This window comes from Afipia sp. MLSD5-FHT05B12, assembly GCF_058793355.1.
Window position 1 is genome coordinate 1 of record NZ_JBXAFS010000034.1, and the last position, 18,123, is coordinate 18,123.

Sequence of the window (18,123 nt, forward strand, 5' to 3'; positions counted from 1 at the left end):
CGCCAGAGGCGACGGCGCCGACGGTCGCAGCGCCTGCCGCGACCATGCCGCCTGCTGCAACACCCGCACCGACTGCTGCGCCAGCGCCGAGCTGAGGTCCACCGGAGACAAGGCCGTTGGCGATACCGGGACCGAAGATGCCGAGGCCGAGCAGCGAGAGCGCGGCGAGCACGATCGCCATGGCGTCGTCGATGGTCGGCGTCTGGCCGCCGAAGCCTTGGGTGAACTGCGAGAACAAGGTGGAGCCGATGCCGATGATGACGGCGAGCACCAGCACCTTGATGCCGGATGAGATGACGTTGCCCAGCACGCGCTCGGCCATGAAGGCGGATTTGCCGAACAGGCCGAACGGGATCAGCACGAAGCCGGCCAGCGTCGTCAGCTTGAACTCGATGAGTGTGACGAAGAGCTGGACCGCCAGGATGAAGAAGGCGAGCAGGATCAGCGCCCAAGCGAACAAGAGGCAGGCGATCTGAATGAAGTTCTCGAAGAAGGCGACCCAACCCATCAGGTTGGAGATGGATTCGAGCAGCGGCCGTCCCGCATCGAGGCCGGTCTGCGCGACCTTGCCGGGACGCAGAAGGTCGGTGACGGAAAAGCCCGTGCCGGAGGCTTTCAGGCCGAGACCGGCGAAGCTCTCGAAGACGATGCGGGCGAGATTGTTCCAGTTGGAAATCAGATAGGCGAAGACGCCGACGAACAGCGTCTTCTTGACGAGGCGCGCGATGATGTCGTCGTCCGCGCCCCAGCTCCAGAACAGGGCAGCCAGCGTCACATCGATGACGATGAGCGTGGTGGCGATGAAGGCGACTTCCCCGCCGAGCAGGCCGAAGCCTGAATCGATGTAGCGGGTGAAGACGCCCAGGAAGTTGTCGATGACGCCGGTGCCGCCCATGTCAGTGCGATCCCGGACGCGCGGGCTCCGGCTGCATGACCGGAGCGGTTTCCTTGGCCGTTGAGTCCGGTGCGGGCGCCGGCTCGATCGTCGCGGTCGGGGTCGGGGCCTGCGGCGCGGCGGTTTGCGGCGCTTCCGGGCTTTGGCGCAGGAAGCGGTCACGGTTCTCGGCCCAGAGCTTGAGGCAGGCCGTGTCACGGGTCGCGGCCTCGCCCATATCCCGGCAGCCGCGAAGCTGACGCTGCAGGGCATCGGCATCGCCATCCGGCCGGAGGCTCAACGTGCGAACCTCCGGCTCCTCCTCTTTCCGGGTCAGCTCGATAACGGTGGCGGTGATGGCGACGCCGACGAAGACGACGGCGCCGAGCCGGGCGAACATTTTGCCGTCCATGGCGATCGCCCCCCGCTCAGTTCTGGTTGTTGAACATCTGGGCGTTGCCGGGCTGGTAGCCCGAGCCCGGCGTGAGGAAGCGGCGACGCTGTTCACGGCCCTGTTCGGCCGCTGCCGCGCGTTCGGCTTCGGTCAGCATCTGCGCGCGTCCGTTGGCCGCGACGACGGCAGTGAGATCGGCGAGCTGCTGGGCCTGAAGCGCGAGAAGCTGGTTGCCGGCCTGCGTTGCCTGCAGCGCGCCGGTCGCGCCCTGGCTCTGGCCGACCAGCGCCGACATCTGCGCGCGGTTGGTGTCGATGTTGCCGACGACGCCGGCCTGCACGCGCATGGCGTCCTGCAAGCCGCCGACCGTGTTCTGCCAGCGCGAGCGGGCGTCGGAGACGAGCTGCCGGTCGGACGCAGACATCGAGACGTTCCCGTATTTCTGCTGGAACATCTGGTCGATCTTCTGGACGTCGTAGGCGATGTTCTGCGCCTGGCTGAGGAGCTGTTGCGTTTTCTGGACCGACTGCTGCAACTGCTGGAGCGCGGAGAACGGCAGGCTCGTCAGGTTGCGCGCCTGGTTGATCAGCATCTGCGCTTCGTTCTGGAGCGATGTGATCTGATTGGTGATCTGCTCCAGCGCGCGGGCGGCCTGAAGGACGTTCTGCGCGTAGTTCGTCGGGTCGTAGACGATGATGGCGTGCGCGGGCGTCGCCAGCATGGGCGCGAGCGCGACGGGGGCGGTCAGCAGCGCGGCAGCAAAACGCGCTGCGCGGGAATGGCGCAGTTTCATGAGTTAGTCTCCTTGGTGATGAGAGTGGGAACGAGTTCGGCGGCCCAGCCGACATCGCGGTGGTGCAGCCAGGCCGTGAGGAATCCGTCGCTGCCATGCTCGGCGACGAGGCGCGCGATAGCGGCCTGATCTGTCTTGGCGGATGCGGCGCAGAGTGCGAGCGCGACGTCGGAGAGGCCGAGTTCGAACAGGCGATTGCCGCGCCGGGACTGGCAGTAATAGTCGCGCTTGGGCATTGCCCGCGCGATGATCTCGATCTGGCGATCGTTGAGGCCGAAGCGCCGATAGATCGCGGTGATCTGCGGCTCGATCGCACGCTCGTTCGGCAGCAGGAGCCGGGTCTGGCAGCTCTCAATGATGGCCGGCGCGATCGCCGAGCCGTCGATGTCGGACAGCGACTGCGTGGCGAAGATGACGCTGGCGTTCTTCTTGCGCAGTGTCTTCAGCCACTCGCGGAGCTGGCCGGCGAAGCCCTCGTCGTCGAGCGCGAGCCAGCCCTCGTCGATGATGATCAGCGTCGGCGAACCGTCGAGCCGGTCATCGATGCGGTGGAAGAGATAGGCGAGCACGGCAGGCGCCGCGCCGGTCCCGATCAGACCCTCGGTCTCGAACGCCTGGACGGAAGCCGAGCCGAGATACTCATGCTCGGCGTCGAGCAACCGACCATAGGGACCGCCCACGCAATAAGGACGCAGCGCCTGCTTCAGGTCGTTCGACTGGAGCAGCACGGCGAGGCCTGTAAGCGTCCGCTCCTCGACAGGCGCGCTGGCGAGCGAGGTCAGCGCCGTCCAGAGATGTTCCTTCACATCCGGCGTGATCGTCACGCCTTCGCGGACGAGGATCGCGACGAGCCAGTCGGCCGCCCAGGCGCGCTCGGGCACATCATGGATGCGCGCGAGCGGCTGAAGGCTGACGCTGTCGGATGCGCCATCACTGAGATCGCCGCCGAGATCGTGCCAGTCGCCGCCCATGGCGAGTGCGGCCGCCCGGATCGAGCCGCCGAAGTCGAAGGCGACGACCTGCGAGCGCGCATAGCGGCGGAACTGCAACGCCATCAACGCCAGCAGAACGGATTTGCCCGCCCCGGTCGGGCCGACGATCAGCGTATGGCCGACGTCGCCGACATGAATGGAAAGCCGGAACGGGGTCGAGCCTTCGGTCTTGCCGAAGAGCAGTGGGGGCGCTGCAAAATGCTCGTCCCGTTCCGGTCCCGCCCATACCGCCGAAAGCGGGATCATATGGGCGAGATTGAGCGTGGAGATCGGCGGCTGCCGAACATTGGCGTAGACATGGCCCGGCAGCGAGCCAAGCCACGCATCGACCGCGTTGACCGTCTCCACCATGGCGGTGAAGTCGCGGCCCTGGATGACCTTCTCGACCAGCCGGAGCTTCTCGTCGGCGGCGCGTGGATCGGCGTCCCAGACCGTCACCGTCGCGGTGACATAAGCCATGCCGGCATAGTCGGCGCCGAGTTCCTGCAGCGCCATGTCAGCGTCGGCGGCCTTGTTGGCGGCGTCGGTATCCACGAGGACGGAGGCCTCGTTGGTCATCACCTCCTTGAGGATCGCGGCGATCGACTTGCGCTTGGCGAACCACTGGCGGCGGATCTTGGTCAGCAGCTTGGTAGCGTCGGTCTTGTCGAGCAGGATGGCGCGGGTCGACCAGCGATAGGGAAAGGCGAGCCGGTTCAACTCGTCGAGCAGGCCGGGCGTCGTGGCGGTCGGGAATCCGGTGATCGTCAGGATGCGGACGTGCTGATCGCCCAGCCGTGGCTCCAGGCCGCCGGCGAGCGGCTGATCGGCGAGCAGCGCATCGAGATAGATCGGCGTCTCGGGAACACGGACGCGATGGCGCTTAGTCGAGACGCAGCCGTGCAGATAGGTCAGAGTTTCGGCATCGTCGAGCCAGCGACATTCCGGCATGAAGGCTTCGACCAGGCGCAGGATGCGGTCGGTACGATCGGCAAAGCCGGTCAGCGCCTCACGCGGGTCGATGCCCGACTTCTCGCGTCCCTCGTAGAGCCAGGTTTCGGCGCGCGCTGCGTCCTCGGCCGGAGGCAACCAGGCGAAGGTCAGGAAGTAGCTGGACTCGAAATGGCTGCCCGCTTCCTCGAAACCTGCCTTGCGCTCGGCATCGACCAGGGCCGAGGCCGCGTCGGGAAACCTGCTGTCGGGATAGCGGTTCGAGGGATGGCGCTGCGCCTCGACGAAGATCGCCCAGCCGGAGCCGAGACGGCGGAAGGCATTGTTGAGGCGGCCCGCGACCGCGACCAGCTCGGCCGGGACCGCCGAGTCGAGATCGGGACCGCGGAATTGCGCGGTGCGCTGGAAGCTGCCGTCCTTGTTGAGGACGAGGCCGGCGCCGACCAGCGCGACCCAGGGCAGGAAGTCGGCGAGCCGGCTGTTGCGGTTGCGATATTCGGCGAGGTTCATCACGGCGACGCCCCCATCAGACCGAAAGGTGCGCGGGAATGCGCAGATGGCGGCGCACCACGTCGACGAAGAGCGGATCGCGCTTCGCCGCCCACACAGCCGCGACGTGCCCAATCGCCCAGATCGCGATGCCGACGAGCCAGAGGCGCAGGCCGAGGCCGACCGCCCCGGCTAATGTGCCGTTCATGATGGCGATGGCGCGCGGGGCGCCGCCGAGCAGAATCGGCTCGGTCAGCGCCCGATGGACCGCAACCGTGAAGCCCGGCACGTCGCCAGCCTGATCCACGACACCCGCCATCAGACGAGCGCTCCGCCGCCGAAGCTGAAGAAGCTGAGGAAGAACGAGCTGGCCGCGAACGCGATCGAGAGGCCGAATACGATCTGGATCAACCGGCGGAAACCGCCCGACGTGTCGCCGAACGCCAGCGTAAGGCCGGTGACGATGATGATGATCACCGCGATGATCTTCGCCACCGGGCCTTCGATCGATTGCAGGATCTGCTGGAGCGGCTGCTCCCACGGCATGGACGAGCCGGAAGCATGGGCGGCGGGCGCCATCGCCACGCTGATGACGATGGTCGTTGCCGTCATCATCAGGCGGCGAGGCAGATTGCTGGCATGCGAGATCATGCGGATTCTCCTTCATTGGGCTTTGAGGTGATGGGGGTGACGCGGTAGTCGCCGTCGGGGCCGAGCCCTTCGACGCGGGCGAGTTCGGCGAGCCGGCGCGCCGAACCGCGGCCCGAGAGGACGGCGACGAGATCGATGGTTTCGGCGATCAGCGCGCGCGGGACGGTCACGACGGCTTCCTGGATGAGCTGTTCGAGGCGGCGTAGCGCGCCGATAGCGCTGCCCGCGTGGATCGTGCCGACGCCGCCGGGGTGGCCGGTGCCCCAGGCCTTGAGCAGGTCGAGCGCCTCCGCGCCACGCACCTCGCCGACAGGGATGCGGTCGGGGCGCAGGCGCAACGACGAGCGCACGAGATCGGAGAGCGAGGCGACGCCGTCCTTCGTGCGCATGGCGACGAGGTTCGGCGCGGCGCATTGCAGCTCGCGCGTGTCTTCGATGATGACGACACGATCAGAAGTCTTCGCGACCTCGGCGAGCAGCGCGTTTGTGAGAGTGGTCTTGCCGGTCGATGTCCCGCCGGCAACGAGGATGTTGGCGCGGCCGGCGACGCCCTGGCGGAGCGCGACCGCCTGCTTCTCCGACATGATGCCGGCCGCGACATAGTCGTCGAGCGTGAACACCGCGACGGCGGGTTTGCGGATCGCGAAGGCGGGCGCAGCAACGACAGGCGGCAACAGCCCCTCGAACCGCTCTCCCGTTTCGGGCAGCTCGGCCGAGACGCGCGGAGCGCCGGCATGGACCTCGGCGCCGACATGGTGCGCGACCAGGCGAACGATGCGCTCGCCGTCCGCCGCCGACAGCCGCTCGCCCGTATCGGACAGCCCTTCGGACAGACGGTCGATCCAGAGCCGCCCATCGGGGTTGAGCATGACCTCGACGATGCTGGCATCATCGAGATAGCGCGCGATGGCCGGGCCAAGCGCGGTCCGCAGCATACGCGCGCCGCGCGCAAAGCCTTCCGAATTTTGGTGAGACGCCGCCATACAACCCCGATTCCATCGGGGTCGAGACAGACCTTCCCCGGACGGGGATGATTAAAAGGGCCTGATTTTGGGCCGATTCAACAAGGATTTATCGGCGTCGTAGTGTAGCGTGCAAATACAGGAGATCGGCGGTGTAAACCTAGAGTTCACCGTTTTGCGAAGATTGGCGCTATACGAGAATCATGAACGCTAAGGACCAGCTGCCACGAGTTTTCCAGGCGAACGCAGATCGCTTTTTTCAGCGCGTGATCCTCGCGACCCTCGACCAACTCCCGATGCATCGCACGCTAGTGGTTGGCGAAGCGAGCACTATGGATGAGTTTCTCGATCGTTGCACCGCGCAGGTCGACAACTACACCGCCAACGAAGCCGCGAAGGCTTTCGCTCTCACCTTAGATGGCATGTTTGAGCGCCAGCTTAGTCGTTGGGCCGGCGAGCACGGTGTGAATGTAAAAGACGGGAATCAGCTTCTCGGCCGCTGCGCGAAGATCGCCTCTCTTGATCTTGCGGAAACCGGTATGGCGGACGACCTCAAGGAACTGCATTTGGTTGCAAATGTAGTCCGCCATGGAGACGGCCGTTCATGCCACGACCTGAAGGCTACCGCGCCCAAGCTATGGGACAGCCCAACGCGAGACTATTTCGACCTGGCGCCCGGCCGGGTTCCTGTGAGCGATGAACTTCGGATTCGGGCAGGCGATTTGCGGCGTTATGCGCGGGCGGTCGTTCGATTTTGGGGGCATGTGGACCCGCTTCCGAACGCAGTGCTCGATCCGCCATAATACGCTCAATCGTCTTCATAAGGTTGAGGGGCGACGTCCTCCGAGATCTCCTGCCTGAGCTTTGGCCCTTTTGCCAACCTCCTGCCCAGCGCCGTGACGAAGGCATCATAGCGCTCGCCGGTCTTGGCGCGTGCCGCTTGCGCGGCGGGCTCGGGCAAAGCGGGCGTCGTGGCCAGCCAGAAACGGATGAACACGGCGAGCGACTCGACCGCTATGCCGAGATCGCGTTCGAGCCGGACCATGTGGCGATCGAGCTGGTCGAGCCGCCTGGTGGTTGCCGCTTCCTGCCGTTCGGCCGCATCGGGCGAGAGGAAGGATTCGATAGCCGCCTCGGCAACGAGCGAGCGCGAATGGTCACGCCGTGCGGCATGCTCGGCGAGTCGGCCCATCACGCCTGGATCGAGATAGACCGAGAGACGCTGTTTTCTGGGTGATTTCGACATTGGCGCCTCACAGTTCCATGCCGTCGTTCGGGTCGAGCGACACCTGCCGCGCCACCCCTTGCATCATCCGGGTCATGCGCCTGTTGCGCGCGGCAACGTCGTCATCCTCGTCGCGCTCAATATCGATTTCGAACTCGTTCTCGACAGGCGGCTTCTTCTCGACCGGCTTCACGCGGTTGAGCTCGGGCTGGTGCCGGCGTTCCGACTCGGTCGGATCGTCGTCGGCAGCATCGGATGCAGGCCCGGATTCGAGCAGTTCGGGGCGGGCGGGACGTGGCAGGCTCGTCCAGTCGTCGGGCCGCCCCTGTTTTGGCACGGTAAGCGCCGGCGGCGGCAGGAGGCGTTCCTTGAAGCGAGCGTCCTCATAGTAGCGCGCCTTCTTCGCGCGGATGGGCGGCGTGCCGGCCACCATGACGATCTCCTCCGCGGGCGGAAGCTGCATGATCTCGCCGGGCGTAAGCAGCGGCCGGGCGGTTTCGGAGCGCGACACCATCAGATGGCCGAGCCAGGGCGACAGCCGGTGGCCGGCATAGTTCTTCATGGCTTTCATCTCGGTGGCGGTGCCGAGCGCATCCGACACGCGCTTGGCGGTACGCTCGTCGTTCGTGGCGAAGCTGACACGCACATGGCAGTTGTCGAGGATCGAGTTGTTCGCGCCGTAGGCCTTTTCGATCTGGTTGAGTGACTGCGCGATCAGGAAGCTCTTCAGTCCGTAGCCCGCCATAAAGGCCAGCGCCGACTCGAAGAAGTCGAGCCGCCCGAGCGCGGGGAATTCGTCCAGCATGAGCAGCAGGCGATGCCGTCCGGATTTGGCCTGCAGATCCTCAGTGAGGCGCCGGCCGACCTGATTGAGGATCAGACGGATCAGCGGCTTGGTGCGATTGATGTCGGAGGGCGGCACGACGAGGTAGAGCGTCGTCGGGCGTTTGTCGCCAGCGATGTCGGTGATCCGCCAGTCGCACCGCCGCGTCACCTCGGCGACGACGGGGTCGCGATAAAGCCCGAGGAATGACATAGCGGTGGAGAGGACGCCTGAGCGTTCATTGTCGGATTTGTTCAGCAGCTCGCGCGCGGCGCTGGCGATGACCGGGTGCGGCCCGGCGTCACCGAGGTGCGCCGTCTTCATCATCGCGGCCAGCGTCGACTCGATGGGGCGCTTCGGGTCGGAGAGGAACGCGGCGACGCCGGCCAGCGTCTTGTCGTCCTCGGCATAGAGGACGTGGAGGATCGCACCGACCAGCAGCGCGTGGCTGGTCTTCTCCCAATGGTTCCGCTTCTCCAAGCTGCCCTCGGGATCGACCAGGATGTCGGCGATGTTCTGGACGTCGCGGACCTCCCATTCGCCGCGGCGCACCTCGAGCAGCGGATTATAGGCCGACGACTTCGTGTTGGTCGGATCGAACAGCAGCACGCGGCCGTGCTTGGCGCGGAAGCCGGCGGTGAGCTGCCAGTTCTCGCCCTTGATGTCGTGGACGATGGCCGAGCCCGGCCAGGTCAATAGCGATGGCACGACCAGGCCGACGCCTTTGCCGGAACGGGTCGGCGCGAAGCACAGCACATGCTCCGGCCCGTCATGACGCAGATAGGCGTGATCGTAGCGCCCCAGCACGACGCCATCGGGACCGAGAAGGCCGGCGGCATCCACCTCCTTCTTCTCGGCCCAGCGCGCCGAGCCATAGGTCTCGACCTTCTTGGCTTCGCGCGCCCGCCAGACCGACATGCCGATGGCGACGGCGATCGAGATGAAGCCGCCGGACGCGGCGATGAAGGCACCCTCGACGAAGATCGATGGCGCATAGGCGTCGTAGAAATACCACCACCAGTAGAAGGCGGGCGGATAGTAAAACGGCCATCCCGTGACCATGAACCAGGCCGGCCCGAGCTGCGCCTGAAACCCAAGCTTCCACGCGACATATTCGGTAGCGCCCCAGGTGGTCGCGAGCACGATCAGGAAGACGGTGAGGATCTGGCCCCAGAGGATTTTTGTTGCCGACATGACGGCGGTCCTTTCCGAGAGAGGTTAAAGGCCGAGGCCGCGCTTGCGGCCAAAGCTCCAGTCGACGCCGCCGTCGTCGCGGGCGACGCCGGAGACGTGTTTGCCGAGCTGCTTTTCGAGGGAGGGCGACCAGGGCACGAGCTGAAAGCCGAGGCCATCGTCCAGCATGGCGAAGCGGCCGGAGGCGAGTGTGAGACGCTGGCGGTAAGTGCCGGAGACATATTCGCCGCTTCCCGCGCGTTTGAACGGCTGGCCGGTCTCAGCGGCGAGCTTCTCGCCAACCGCCTCCAGCTCGCGGCGACGCAGCGTGTCGATCAGCCCACGATTGAAGGTGACGCGCTGCCCGTGCCGCTCACCCAAGCCCTGTCCGACCAGGTGATCGGCGCGGCGATCCATCGCCTTCCGAACCGCGGCGCCGAAGCCGCCCTCGGACAGCGCGGCCGGTTCGCGGGCGATATTCTGCCGGTCGAGCCAGGTCGCGCCCGTCGCCGTGATCTGCCGATCGATGTCGAGGTCGGAGCGGACGGCGATCGCGACACGCCGCTGCCCCTCCGCGTCGTCGAACTTGCGCAGCTCGACGATCGAGCCCGCCGCGCTGTCACCGGCCGCGTCGAGGTCGGGCAGCTTGATGTGATGCGTGCGGCCATCGACGCCGTCGACCACGGCGTAGGCGGTGCCCTTCAGTTCATCGTCGAGCCCGCGATCGACCAGCCGGCCGATGATTGGCGAGTCGAGACTCTCGGCCGCGAGTACATAGTTCGCCGAGCCGCGCTCGATGCCGCGCTCGGTCAACGCCCGGTGCATCCGCTTGATGATGTCGCCGCGCTCGCCGAGTTCGCGCAGCGTCGCCTCGGCTTTCTCGTCGATCATCCACTGGCCGGGACTGACCTGTTCGGCGAGGCCGAGGGTTTCGAGTTTGCGCAGCCGCCCGACCTTCAGCGCGTGATATTCGTCGGGCTGCGCTTGTCGGTCGGGCGCGACGTCAATGACGCCAGTTTCTTGGCCGTCGCGAACAAGCTGCCGGTCGAGCTGCGTCCAGCGTTCCGCTTCGACCTGACGTTCCAGATTGCGATGGATGTCGAGATCGGTGCGCGGGCCAAGCTCCTGCGTAACGAGATCGGCCGCGCGGGCGCGCATTCCTTCCTTGATGTAGTCGCGCGCGATGACGAGATCCCGGCCGTCGTCGGCCCTCCCGCGCACGAGGATGTGGACGTGCGGATTGTCGGTGTTCCAGTGATCGACGCCGGCCCAGTCGAGCTTCGTGCCGAGATCCTTCTCCATCTGCCCCATGAGATCGCGGGTGAAGGTCTTGAGGTCCGCCATATCGACCGCGTCCTCCGGCGAGACGATGAAGCGGAAGTGATGCCGGTCGTCCTGGCACCGCTCGGCAAAGGCGCGGCCGTCCACCTCATCGGTGTCCGGTCCGAACAGCCGCGCCTTCTCCCCGTCACGGGTCACGCCCTCGCGCCGCAGATAGGTGAGATGGTCGGCGAGGGGCGCGGCGCGCGCGGTGTGGCGCACGACCCGCGTCTTGATGACGACGATGCGCGAGCGGCCGGTGAGGAGGCGATTGGCGCGAACGCTCGCCGTCCGGCCGCGCCCGAAGGTCGAGCGATTGCCAGGACTGATCCGGCCGGAGCGCGAAACACGGGCGCCGGCCTTCTGCGCGGCCGCCAGCGCCTGTGCGATGAAGGGACGCGCGGCCTGCGCGCGCGTCGAGCGGATGCGGCCTGGCCGGATGCGGAATTCGTTGTCGCCGGTCATGGCCGATGCTCCGCACATCGCGCCAAGCGCTGGAAACTCTTGGAAAAACGGGTTTGCCGCGAGGTGCGAGGAATTCCCGCACCTCGCGAAATTGCCTCATAACCCCTTGAAAAACCACAACCGACCGACGCCGCACCTCGCGGCTTTTTATCTCGCCATCCTCCGGTCGTGTTGCCTGCCTCCCACCTCTGCGTCCCCTCCGATACGCTGCTGTGCGATCCGCTGCGAATGCTGCCGTGCCCCGTCATCGCGGCTCTCCGGCGGCAGTCCGCGCCACGAACAATCCGTTCGACTGCGGTACGATGGCAGAAACATCGCGCACGGCGGTCGCGGCCGGGGCGTCATCCGCAGGTCGTTCGGCCGGCACGGAAGCGGCGGTCGAGGTGCGGCCGGGCTGCGCGACGAACAGTGGCGCGCGCGTCCAGGCCGATCGGTCGATCGCGGCGACAGCGGCGGGACTCGTGCTGGCGGAACCGTCAATGAAGGGCGCGAGCAGGGCGACATAGGCGCGCGTCTCCGCCGGCAGCGGGCGGCCGGAAAGCGACTCCTCATAGCGTCCGGGTCCGGCGTTATAGGCCGCCAGAAATCCCGGCGAGCCGTAGCGATTGTGCAGCTCGCGAAGATAGGCCGTGCCCGCCAGGATGTTGTCGCGCGGGTCGTAGGGATCGCGGCCGAGGCCGTGCCGCGCGCGCAAATCGGCCCAGGTCGCGGGCATGATCTGCATCAGGCCCATCGCACCGGCTGAGGACAGCGCGCGCGGCTCTCCGGCGCTTTCGGCGCGCATCACCGCCCTGATCCACGCGATCGGAACGCCGAAGCGCCGCGATGCCTCGGCGATGTGATCGGCATAGCGATCGCGCGGCGACGGTCGCGCGACGGGCGTGTCCTGCGCCATCGTGACCGCCGGCATGACGCTCGCGAGGGAAAGGCCGGAAAGGAGAAGGAGAGCCATGCGCCGGGCGGAATGAGACCGCCCATGCGCACTCAGATGGCTCGTCGATTGACGGCGAGCAGACATGGATCAGTCCTTCTCGCCGCGATCGCGGGGACGCGACCAGTGCAGCGACCAGGCGCTGCCGGCGTCATCGTCGCGGAAGAGATTGGCGCGGATCGGATGCGGGAATGTCGGATCGTCGATGAGCAGCGCGATATAGTCACCCGCCTTCTCGCCGGTGCGTTTCCATCCGGCGCCAATCTCAGCGGCGGTTTCGTTGTTCATGCCGTCGAAGACGTGGACGCGGTACTGGGGAGCGTTCTCGGCGTCGGACGGTTCGGCCTCGATGATGATGACGTCCTGGCTGAGCCGTAGCGTCGTCAGATGTCCGATGAAGCCGCTTTCGTCGTGAGTGAATGTGCCGATCTGTGGCATGGTGGTTTCCTTGGCGGTGGCGTTGGGAAAGCCATCGGCGAGCACCGCTCCCGCCGATGGCGAAGCGGTCAGCGCGTCGGCGCGCCCCATTCGAAGCGACCGTTTCCGTCCTCATCGGTCCACAGCGGGACCGCGCGGCCGATGATCTGGTCGGTGGAGGTCAGGCCGAAGTAGCGGCCGTCGAGGCTGTCACGGACCTGCCAATTCATGAGGAAGACTTCGCCGGTGTGGATGCGGCGACAGCCCTGCCAGACCGGCAGCTCGCGCCCGGCGCGGTCACGTTCCAGCGCCGCGCCCACCTCGACGCCATCGACGGTGATGGTGAGGTTCGAGCGGCAAACGGTCTGTCCGGAAACGCCAAGGATGCGCTTCAGCAGCGGCACGCCCTTGGGCAGATAGCCGCGCTCCGAGAAGAAGGTCGCGAGCGGCTCGGGCGCATCGATCGCGACCAGATCGGTGACTTCGAACGGGCCGTCGAAGTCGATGGAATAGAAGCCGATCGGCGCGCTGGCCGACGCATTCCAGATGAGCTTGGTCGGCATCGGCGTGAGCGCCGGATAGCCGGCGCCCATCGCGGCGAGCGTCGTCGCGAGGAGAAGTCCGGCGCGGCTCACGGCTTCGCCCTCCGGCGCAGAAGGAAGGCGCGATGATGGTCGAGCGTGTAGCCGCGCGGCTCATGGCCTGCGGTCAATCGGTTGTGGACGTGACGCCAGTGGTCAGGCGAGACCGCTTCCGGATCGATGCCGAGATGCTCGATGGCGTCGATCGCTTGCAACACGCGCTCGACCTTGGGCCAGCTCTCGATCTTCAGCAGGATGTCGCCGCCGGGCCGCACGAAAGGCAGCGTCTGGTAGGCCTCGCCGCGCGACACGGCACGCACGATGTCGATGCGCGAGATGATCGTGCCGAAGTCGTTCGAGGCCCAGCGCACGAAGGCGAAGACCGTGCCGGGGCGGAATGACAGGACGCGCCGGTGCCGGTCGAGGATCTGTTCGTGCGCGTGCGTGCCGAAGCGAATCCAGTTCTCGATCTTCTTCTCGACCCAGGTCAGCTCGACGTGGGTGAGGTTGTCGTGCGGGAGCGCGGCCGGCGTCGGGCCGCCGCGCATGCGGGAGGCCGCGATGCCGGTCATGGTGTGTCTCCTGGGGTTGACGGGAACTCGCGCGCGAGCAGCTCGCGCAGCATGTCGGCGACGGTGACGCCGCGCTGGAACGCGATGATCTTGATGCGTCCGCGCAGGTCCGGCGTGATGTCGATCGTGAGCCGCGCGGTGAAGGCGGACGTGTCAGCCATCCGCGCTGGCTCGGCGTCGGCGGCTCTGATCCAGGCATCCGGATTGGTCGGGCGCGCCGCGAAGCCGCGCCGGGTTGATCGCTCGCTCATGACGCGATCCTCTCGATCTCGCTGACGAGCGCCGCGATCTCGCGCGCGGCGAGACCGTCATCGTCGATCTCGAACGCGAGCCGGCCGGACTGCGCCGCGTCGGCATAGATCACGCGCTGGCCGACGGTGGTGCGCAGCACCGGCGGATCGTGATCGGCAAGCGTCTCGGCCGTCTCGCGGGCGATGACGGTGCGCGCACCGCAGCGATTGAGCACGAACCGCGCGCGAAGCTCCGGCCGGTAGATGCGTGCCTCTGAGAGCAGCGCCAGCATCTCGGCCGACGCCCATCCGTCGAGCGGCGACGGCTGCACGGGGATCAGCACGAGGTCGGCTGCGAGCAGTGCCGAGCGCATCAGCCCGGCGACGCGCGGCGGCCCGTCGATCACGACATGATCGACGTCGCGCGCCAGCTCGGGCGCCTCGCGGTGCAGCGTATCGCGCGCCAGGCCGACGACGCCAAACAGGCGCGGAAGACCGCCGCGGCTGCGCTGCTGCGACCAGTCGAGAGCCGAGCCCTGCGGGTCCGCGTCGAGCAGCGTGATCCGCTTACCCCTGCCGGCCCATTCGCCTGCAAGATGCAGCGCCAGCGTCGTCTTGCCGACGCCACCCTTCTGATTGAGGAGCGCAATGATCATCGCGCACCTCTCGACCGCGGCGGAAGCGGAAGCTCGGGTGCGGATTCTCGGGCGCGGCGCTCCGGCGTCGTGGTAGGTGCGGCGGCGGGTCCCACGCTCTTCCTGGCGGCCGTGCCGAGGCTGCGTGCGGTGGTGCGGATGAGCTTTTGCACATCGCGCGCGCGCTCTTCAAAGTTAGATTCTTGGTTAGACTCTAAGTTAAGGGCCGGATTCCGCGTTTGGATTCCGTTGGTTAGGCCCTGTTTGGGTTCCTGATAGCACGAGCCTCGGGTTCCCGATGGCACGATAGTCCGGGTTCCCGATAGCACGAGGCTATCCACAGTCTGTCCACAGGTCGGGGAAGGCTCGAAGGCGAGCAGGACACGGCCGCCGATCTCGGTCTCGATAGAGAGCACGTAGCCGGGAAGCGGCTGTCGGCGGATGATGTCGCGCAGCTCGAATGCGAAGCGCTTGAACGGCGACAGGCTGCCGGACTTCTGATGAAGATGGCGGAAGTCGAACCGCCATCCGTCACGCTGGCGGCCGCCATGCTTGCGCACGAGACGGTAGAGCCAGCGGTCGAGCCCGCCCGTGAGATCGAAATAGGCGCGGTCGATCGTCAGCACGAGCGCGTCGTCGAGGACGGCGCGATAGAACCAGTCCGGCACGATCAGTTCGATCCCGGCCGGCTTGCCGTTACGATCCGTCCGCTCCTGCCACTCGTTGATCCAGGAGAAGCGATGGCGCCGGCCTTCGGCAGGCTGACGGATCGAGGTGGAGACGGTGGTCGATTGCAGCCGGTCGAGCGCCGCCTTCAGGCGCTGATAGTCGCGCAACGACGTGCCGCGCCCGACGAACATGAGGATTTCGTAGGGTGTGGCCGCCATTAGCCGCGAGGTGCGCAGGCCGGCGTCACGGGCCTCTACGATCTGGCTCGCGGCCCAGATGAGGATGTCGGCGTCCCAGATGGTCGCCATGCCGTGATCGGGCACGGCCTCGACGCGGATCGAAACATTGCCGGCCGCGAAATCGATCGGGGCGACGCGATGGGATTTGGAGAGGGAGAAAAACGGATAGGCCATGAGGTCCTGCGCGTCTCGTGGCGCGAAGTCGCCCGGGAGCGCCCGGAACAGGTCGAGCTGTCCGCGCTCCGAGGGTGGCCGTGGTCGCGCCGCCATTCGGGAATTCGGTCAGCGTGCGTAGCGGCCGGCGTGGGCCGGCGGCGCAGACGTCTTGCGCTTGGCCGGAAGCACGCTGCCGCGCGGATCCGAGGTCGAGGTGACGGCACCGCGTTCGGCCCAGGCCTGAAGATCGTCGACGGCGTAGACGACGCGACCGCCGAGCTTCCGATAGGCCGGGCCGGTGCCGTAGGTCCGATGCTTCTCGAGCGTTCGCGCCGACAAGCTGAGGAACTCGGCGGCTTCCTTGGTGCGCAGGTAGCGCGGCGGCAAAACGGCGAGTTCGGGTCGCATGGATCGGGCCTCCGTGGGTTCGTTCGGGCCGCTGCGGATCAGCGGATGACGAAGGCCACGATGGCGAAGCAGAACCGGCGAGATGCAGGGCGAAGTTGGGGGGTATCGAATTCGCCCACCGTGCCTGGAGCGTTGGTCGGCTAGTTTGGCCTGCGATGACGAAGCAGCATGCGATAGCCGCCTGCGATCATGGCGCGGGCATCCCTGAGCAGGGATTTGATCGCATGGCGGGCCGAGGATGCCTGCCAGTCGTCACGATCGAATGCGCCGGCACGAAGCACCACTTGCGCGATCTCCTGCTGGGTGGCGCCATCGCGATAGCCGTCGAAGCTTTGCAGCATCCGACGCAATCGCGCGCGCTGCTGCAGCGTCAGTCGCGTGTCCGGTGGCATAGCCCGTGCGTGAAGGGCCGAGAGAAGGCGACGGACCGATTCAAGCCGATCGAACCCCTCGATGCCGAGTGGCACGAACGCGGCGAGCGCGGCGCCAGCGGGAGCGACACCGGGGTGAACGACCTGGACGCGTTGTCCGTTGCCGAGGTCATAGAGGAGAAAGGCATGACCGTCGGCGTCGGTCGAGAAGGCCGCTTCGATTGTTGGATAGTCTTCAACGCTTGCGGAAAAAACGGCTGGCGCCTCTCCAAGGACGATGGCGCTTGTATCTTCCTGCGTGAGCCAGACCACATGCGCTTGGGGTGGGGCGTCCAATGGGTCCACCGGGAAATCGCAACCCCCACCGCTGGCCGATCTTGTCGATCAGCGGACGCGGATCAACCCTGGTTTCGGTCAATGCTCGGAAGTCCTTGTCGTAGGACTCGTTGCGACGGAGCCATTCCCACGCGAGATCGGATGCGGTCATGTCATCGACATGGTCGTAGCCCTTGGGCAAACGCCAGCCGGACGCATCAGGTGTCATCCCTATCCTCCCTTAGCCCTTGAACTTGCGGGGGAGTCAGGATTCCCGGCTGGGTTGTTCTATGGAAGCCAAGCGGCCGGCAAAGGGCGGTGCCGAAACGGCATCGCCGCGATCACTGCGCCGTGCGGACGAGCTCGCGGTAGCCGTGTTCGGTCATCCACTGCGCGCGTGCGAGATGCGTGTCGTGGATTTGCCGGCAACGCCGCGGCTCGCGCGTTGGGTCGAGACCGAAGAGAATCTGGACGGCCTCCTGCCAGTCGGCGCCATCGCGCGCCGAATCGAGCAGGCGAAGATAGAGAGCCATATGCTCGCGATCATAGGTCGTGAGGGTTTGACTGATCGGTGGCTCGTCCAGAAAGGTCGGCATCGCTGGTCCCATGGGGCGGCGACTATAATCGCCCGGTCGGCATTCGTTAACCCTCTTGCCGGGCTTTGCTGCGACCGCGGGCGACAGACGGCCTCTGTGGCGCGACCAGAAACCCGCTAACGCTTTGGTCGCTGATCTTCTCGTTCATGGAGCAGCAGCACTCCTTCGCCCTTTTCGGTGGAAAGCAGGACGATACCGGCCGCCTCGAACGCCCTGCGCACCTGATCACGCGTCGATTCGTACACCTCCAACCCGTTCTCGGATTCGAGGCGCTTGAGCGCGGTCAGCGATGTCCGGGCCTTGTCAGCGAGCGTCTCCTGTGTCCATCCCAGCAACGCGCGCGCGGCCCGTGATTGGCGGGCGGTGATCATGCATGATCACCTCCCACCGACGCGAACGCACTTGCCAGAACTACGACTATAATAGTCGTTCTTTAGACTTTTGGCGAGGAGATTCGACGGTATTCCCGTGACGCCTATCTCTCAGAGTCGGAACCGATTCGGCTTCGCGCGAGAAAGGCCCCGACCGATCCGGACGGGGCCTTGCTTGGGGCTCAGTCGCCGCGCCGGCCGTTCGGGCGGGACCAGATAAGCGAGAAGGTGTCGCCTTCCTCGTCATCGAAGAGGTTGGCGTAGATCGGAGCGTTGAAGCTCGGATCGTCGAGCTTGAGGCCCAGATAGTCGCGGCCCTCGTTGGAGCGCTTGGACCAGGCGGCGCCGATCTCGGCGCGACCGACCAGGACGCGGTGGCTGGGGGCGTTTTCGCCGGTGGCGCGCTGGTCGGGGACGATGCGCACGCCCTTGGCCTGGACGCTGAGGGTGACGATTTCGCCGGTGAAGCCGTTTTAGGTCAGTTGGCAACCGTCTTTCTGAAATGAAGCGGTTGATCCGATAGCGACATTTTCTGAAGGAC

At 66.3% G+C, this 18,123-nt stretch carries 23 protein-coding genes and 1 pseudogene; 1 reads left to right on the top strand and 23 read right to left on the bottom strand.

Going from position 1 to position 18,123, the window contains the following annotated elements:
* From trbL to trbB, 7 genes are all read right to left on the bottom strand, one after another.
* Positions 1 to 895: P-type conjugative transfer protein TrbL (gene trbL, locus AC1Q6J_RS22525; protein ID WP_492281377.1), on the bottom strand; the 895-nt coding region annotated here is incomplete at its 3' end.
* A 1-nt stretch (position 896) separates the two neighbouring features.
* Positions 897 to 1,286, bottom strand: a complete 390-nt coding sequence (gene trbK-alt, locus AC1Q6J_RS22530) for a putative entry exclusion protein TrbK-alt (RefSeq protein ID WP_492281378.1) — start codon at positions 1,284 to 1,286, stop codon at positions 897 to 899.
* Between the two features lie 16 nt (positions 1,287 to 1,302).
* The gene (gene trbJ / locus AC1Q6J_RS22535) at positions 1,303 to 2,061 is read right to left on the bottom strand and encodes a P-type conjugative transfer protein TrbJ (RefSeq protein ID WP_492281379.1); all 759 of its coding nucleotides are present in this window, start codon (positions 2,059 to 2,061) and stop codon (positions 1,303 to 1,305) included.
* Positions 2,058 to 4,496, bottom strand: coding sequence for a conjugal transfer protein TrbE (gene trbE, locus AC1Q6J_RS22540; protein WP_492281380.1), 2,439 nt, complete (start codon positions 4,494 to 4,496; stop codon positions 2,058 to 2,060). The genes trbJ and trbE overlap by 4 nt, the downstream gene beginning before the upstream one ends.
* A gap of 13 nt (positions 4,497 to 4,509) precedes the next feature.
* The gene (locus tag AC1Q6J_RS22545) at positions 4,510 to 4,791 is read right to left on the bottom strand and encodes a VirB3 family type IV secretion system protein (protein ID WP_126279542.1); all 282 of its coding nucleotides are present in this window, start codon (positions 4,789 to 4,791) and stop codon (positions 4,510 to 4,512) included.
* Positions 4,791 to 5,087 (bottom strand): TrbC/VirB2 family type IV secretion system protein, encoded by a 297-nt coding sequence (locus AC1Q6J_RS22550; RefSeq protein ID WP_492281394.1) that lies wholly within the window; start codon positions 5,085 to 5,087, stop codon positions 4,791 to 4,793. The genes AC1Q6J_RS22545 and AC1Q6J_RS22550 overlap by 1 nt, the downstream gene beginning before the upstream one ends.
* Positions 5,088 to 5,119: 32 nt before the next feature.
* Positions 5,120 to 6,106 (bottom strand): P-type conjugative transfer ATPase TrbB, encoded by a 987-nt coding sequence (gene trbB / locus AC1Q6J_RS22555; protein WP_492281381.1) that lies wholly within the window; start codon positions 6,104 to 6,106, stop codon positions 5,120 to 5,122.
* A gap of 182 nt (positions 6,107 to 6,288) precedes the next feature.
* Between trbB and AC1Q6J_RS22560 the strand changes: the two genes are divergently transcribed.
* Complete coding sequence (locus tag AC1Q6J_RS22560; protein WP_492281382.1) at positions 6,289 to 6,888, top strand: hypothetical protein; 600 nt, start codon at positions 6,289 to 6,291, stop codon at positions 6,886 to 6,888.
* Between the two features lie 5 nt (positions 6,889 to 6,893).
* Here the strand turns inward: AC1Q6J_RS22560 and AC1Q6J_RS22565 are convergent, their stop codons facing one another.
* The 16 genes and pseudogenes from AC1Q6J_RS22565 to AC1Q6J_RS22640 all read right to left on the bottom strand — a co-directional run.
* Positions 6,894 to 7,331 (bottom strand): ribbon-helix-helix protein, CopG family, encoded by a 438-nt coding sequence (locus AC1Q6J_RS22565; RefSeq protein WP_126279545.1) that lies wholly within the window; start codon positions 7,329 to 7,331, stop codon positions 6,894 to 6,896.
* A gap of 7 nt (positions 7,332 to 7,338) precedes the next feature.
* Positions 7,339 to 9,327 carry a conjugal transfer protein TraG gene (locus AC1Q6J_RS22570; protein WP_492281383.1) on the bottom strand — a complete coding sequence of 663 codons (1,989 nt, stop codon included), beginning with the start codon at positions 9,325 to 9,327 and terminating at the stop codon, positions 7,339 to 7,341.
* Between the two features lie 24 nt (positions 9,328 to 9,351).
* A complete protein-coding gene (locus AC1Q6J_RS22575) occupies positions 9,352 to 11,091 on the bottom strand; it encodes a relaxase/mobilization nuclease domain-containing protein (protein WP_492281384.1) in 1,740 nt (579 codons plus the stop codon).
* Between the two features lie 244 nt (positions 11,092 to 11,335).
* Positions 11,336 to 12,109 (bottom strand): lytic transglycosylase domain-containing protein, encoded by a 774-nt coding sequence (locus tag AC1Q6J_RS22580; RefSeq protein WP_492281385.1) that lies wholly within the window; start codon positions 12,107 to 12,109, stop codon positions 11,336 to 11,338.
* A gap of 3 nt (positions 12,110 to 12,112) precedes the next feature.
* Entirely contained in the window at positions 12,113 to 12,460 is a 348-nt protein-coding gene (locus AC1Q6J_RS22585; RefSeq protein ID WP_492281395.1) for a DUF736 domain-containing protein, read from the bottom strand.
* A gap of 68 nt (positions 12,461 to 12,528) precedes the next feature.
* Complete coding sequence (locus tag AC1Q6J_RS22590) at positions 12,529 to 13,074, bottom strand: S26 family signal peptidase (protein WP_492281386.1); 546 nt, start codon at positions 13,072 to 13,074, stop codon at positions 12,529 to 12,531.
* On the bottom strand, positions 13,071 to 13,592 hold the full coding sequence (locus AC1Q6J_RS22595; RefSeq protein ID WP_492281387.1) for a DUF2840 domain-containing protein: 522 nt from the start codon (positions 13,590 to 13,592) through the stop codon (positions 13,071 to 13,073). The genes AC1Q6J_RS22590 and AC1Q6J_RS22595 overlap by 4 nt, the downstream gene beginning before the upstream one ends.
* A complete protein-coding gene (locus AC1Q6J_RS22600) occupies positions 13,589 to 13,843 on the bottom strand; it encodes a hypothetical protein (protein ID WP_492281388.1) in 255 nt (84 codons plus the stop codon). The genes AC1Q6J_RS22595 and AC1Q6J_RS22600 overlap by 4 nt, the downstream gene beginning before the upstream one ends.
* Positions 13,840 to 14,478, bottom strand: a complete 639-nt coding sequence (gene parA / locus AC1Q6J_RS22605; RefSeq protein ID WP_492281389.1) for a ParA family partition ATPase — start codon at positions 14,476 to 14,478, stop codon at positions 13,840 to 13,842. The genes AC1Q6J_RS22600 and parA overlap by 4 nt, the downstream gene beginning before the upstream one ends.
* Entirely contained in the window at positions 14,475 to 15,635 is a 1,161-nt protein-coding gene (locus tag AC1Q6J_RS22610; protein ID WP_492281390.1) for a replication initiator protein A, read from the bottom strand. The genes parA and AC1Q6J_RS22610 overlap by 4 nt, the downstream gene beginning before the upstream one ends.
* 12 nt (positions 15,636 to 15,647) lie before the next feature.
* Positions 15,648 to 15,929 (bottom strand): helix-turn-helix transcriptional regulator, encoded by a 282-nt coding sequence (locus tag AC1Q6J_RS22615; RefSeq protein ID WP_126279553.1) that lies wholly within the window; start codon positions 15,927 to 15,929, stop codon positions 15,648 to 15,650.
* Positions 15,930 to 16,069: 140 nt separating this feature from the next.
* Positions 16,070 to 16,636: a DUF2285 domain-containing protein gene (locus tag AC1Q6J_RS22620; RefSeq protein ID WP_492281391.1), complete on the bottom strand. Its 567-nt coding sequence runs from the start codon at positions 16,634 to 16,636 to the stop codon at positions 16,070 to 16,072.
* Positions 16,536 to 16,844 (bottom strand): transcriptional regulator domain-containing protein, encoded by a 309-nt coding sequence (locus AC1Q6J_RS22625; protein WP_492281392.1) that lies wholly within the window; start codon positions 16,842 to 16,844, stop codon positions 16,536 to 16,538. The genes AC1Q6J_RS22620 and AC1Q6J_RS22625 overlap by 101 nt, the downstream gene beginning before the upstream one ends.
* Positions 16,845 to 16,956: 112 nt before the next feature.
* On the bottom strand, positions 16,957 to 17,211 hold the full coding sequence (locus AC1Q6J_RS22630) for a DNA -binding domain-containing protein (protein WP_492281393.1): 255 nt from the start codon (positions 17,209 to 17,211) through the stop codon (positions 16,957 to 16,959).
* Between the two features lie 116 nt (positions 17,212 to 17,327).
* Positions 17,328 to 17,582, bottom strand: coding sequence for a helix-turn-helix domain-containing protein (locus tag AC1Q6J_RS22635; protein ID WP_126279557.1), 255 nt, complete (start codon positions 17,580 to 17,582; stop codon positions 17,328 to 17,330).
* A gap of 182 nt (positions 17,583 to 17,764) precedes the next feature.
* Positions 17,765 to 18,055, bottom strand: a pseudogene (locus AC1Q6J_RS22640) (DUF736 domain-containing protein); the annotation flags it as partial.
* Positions 18,056 to 18,123 lie beyond the last annotated feature (68 nt).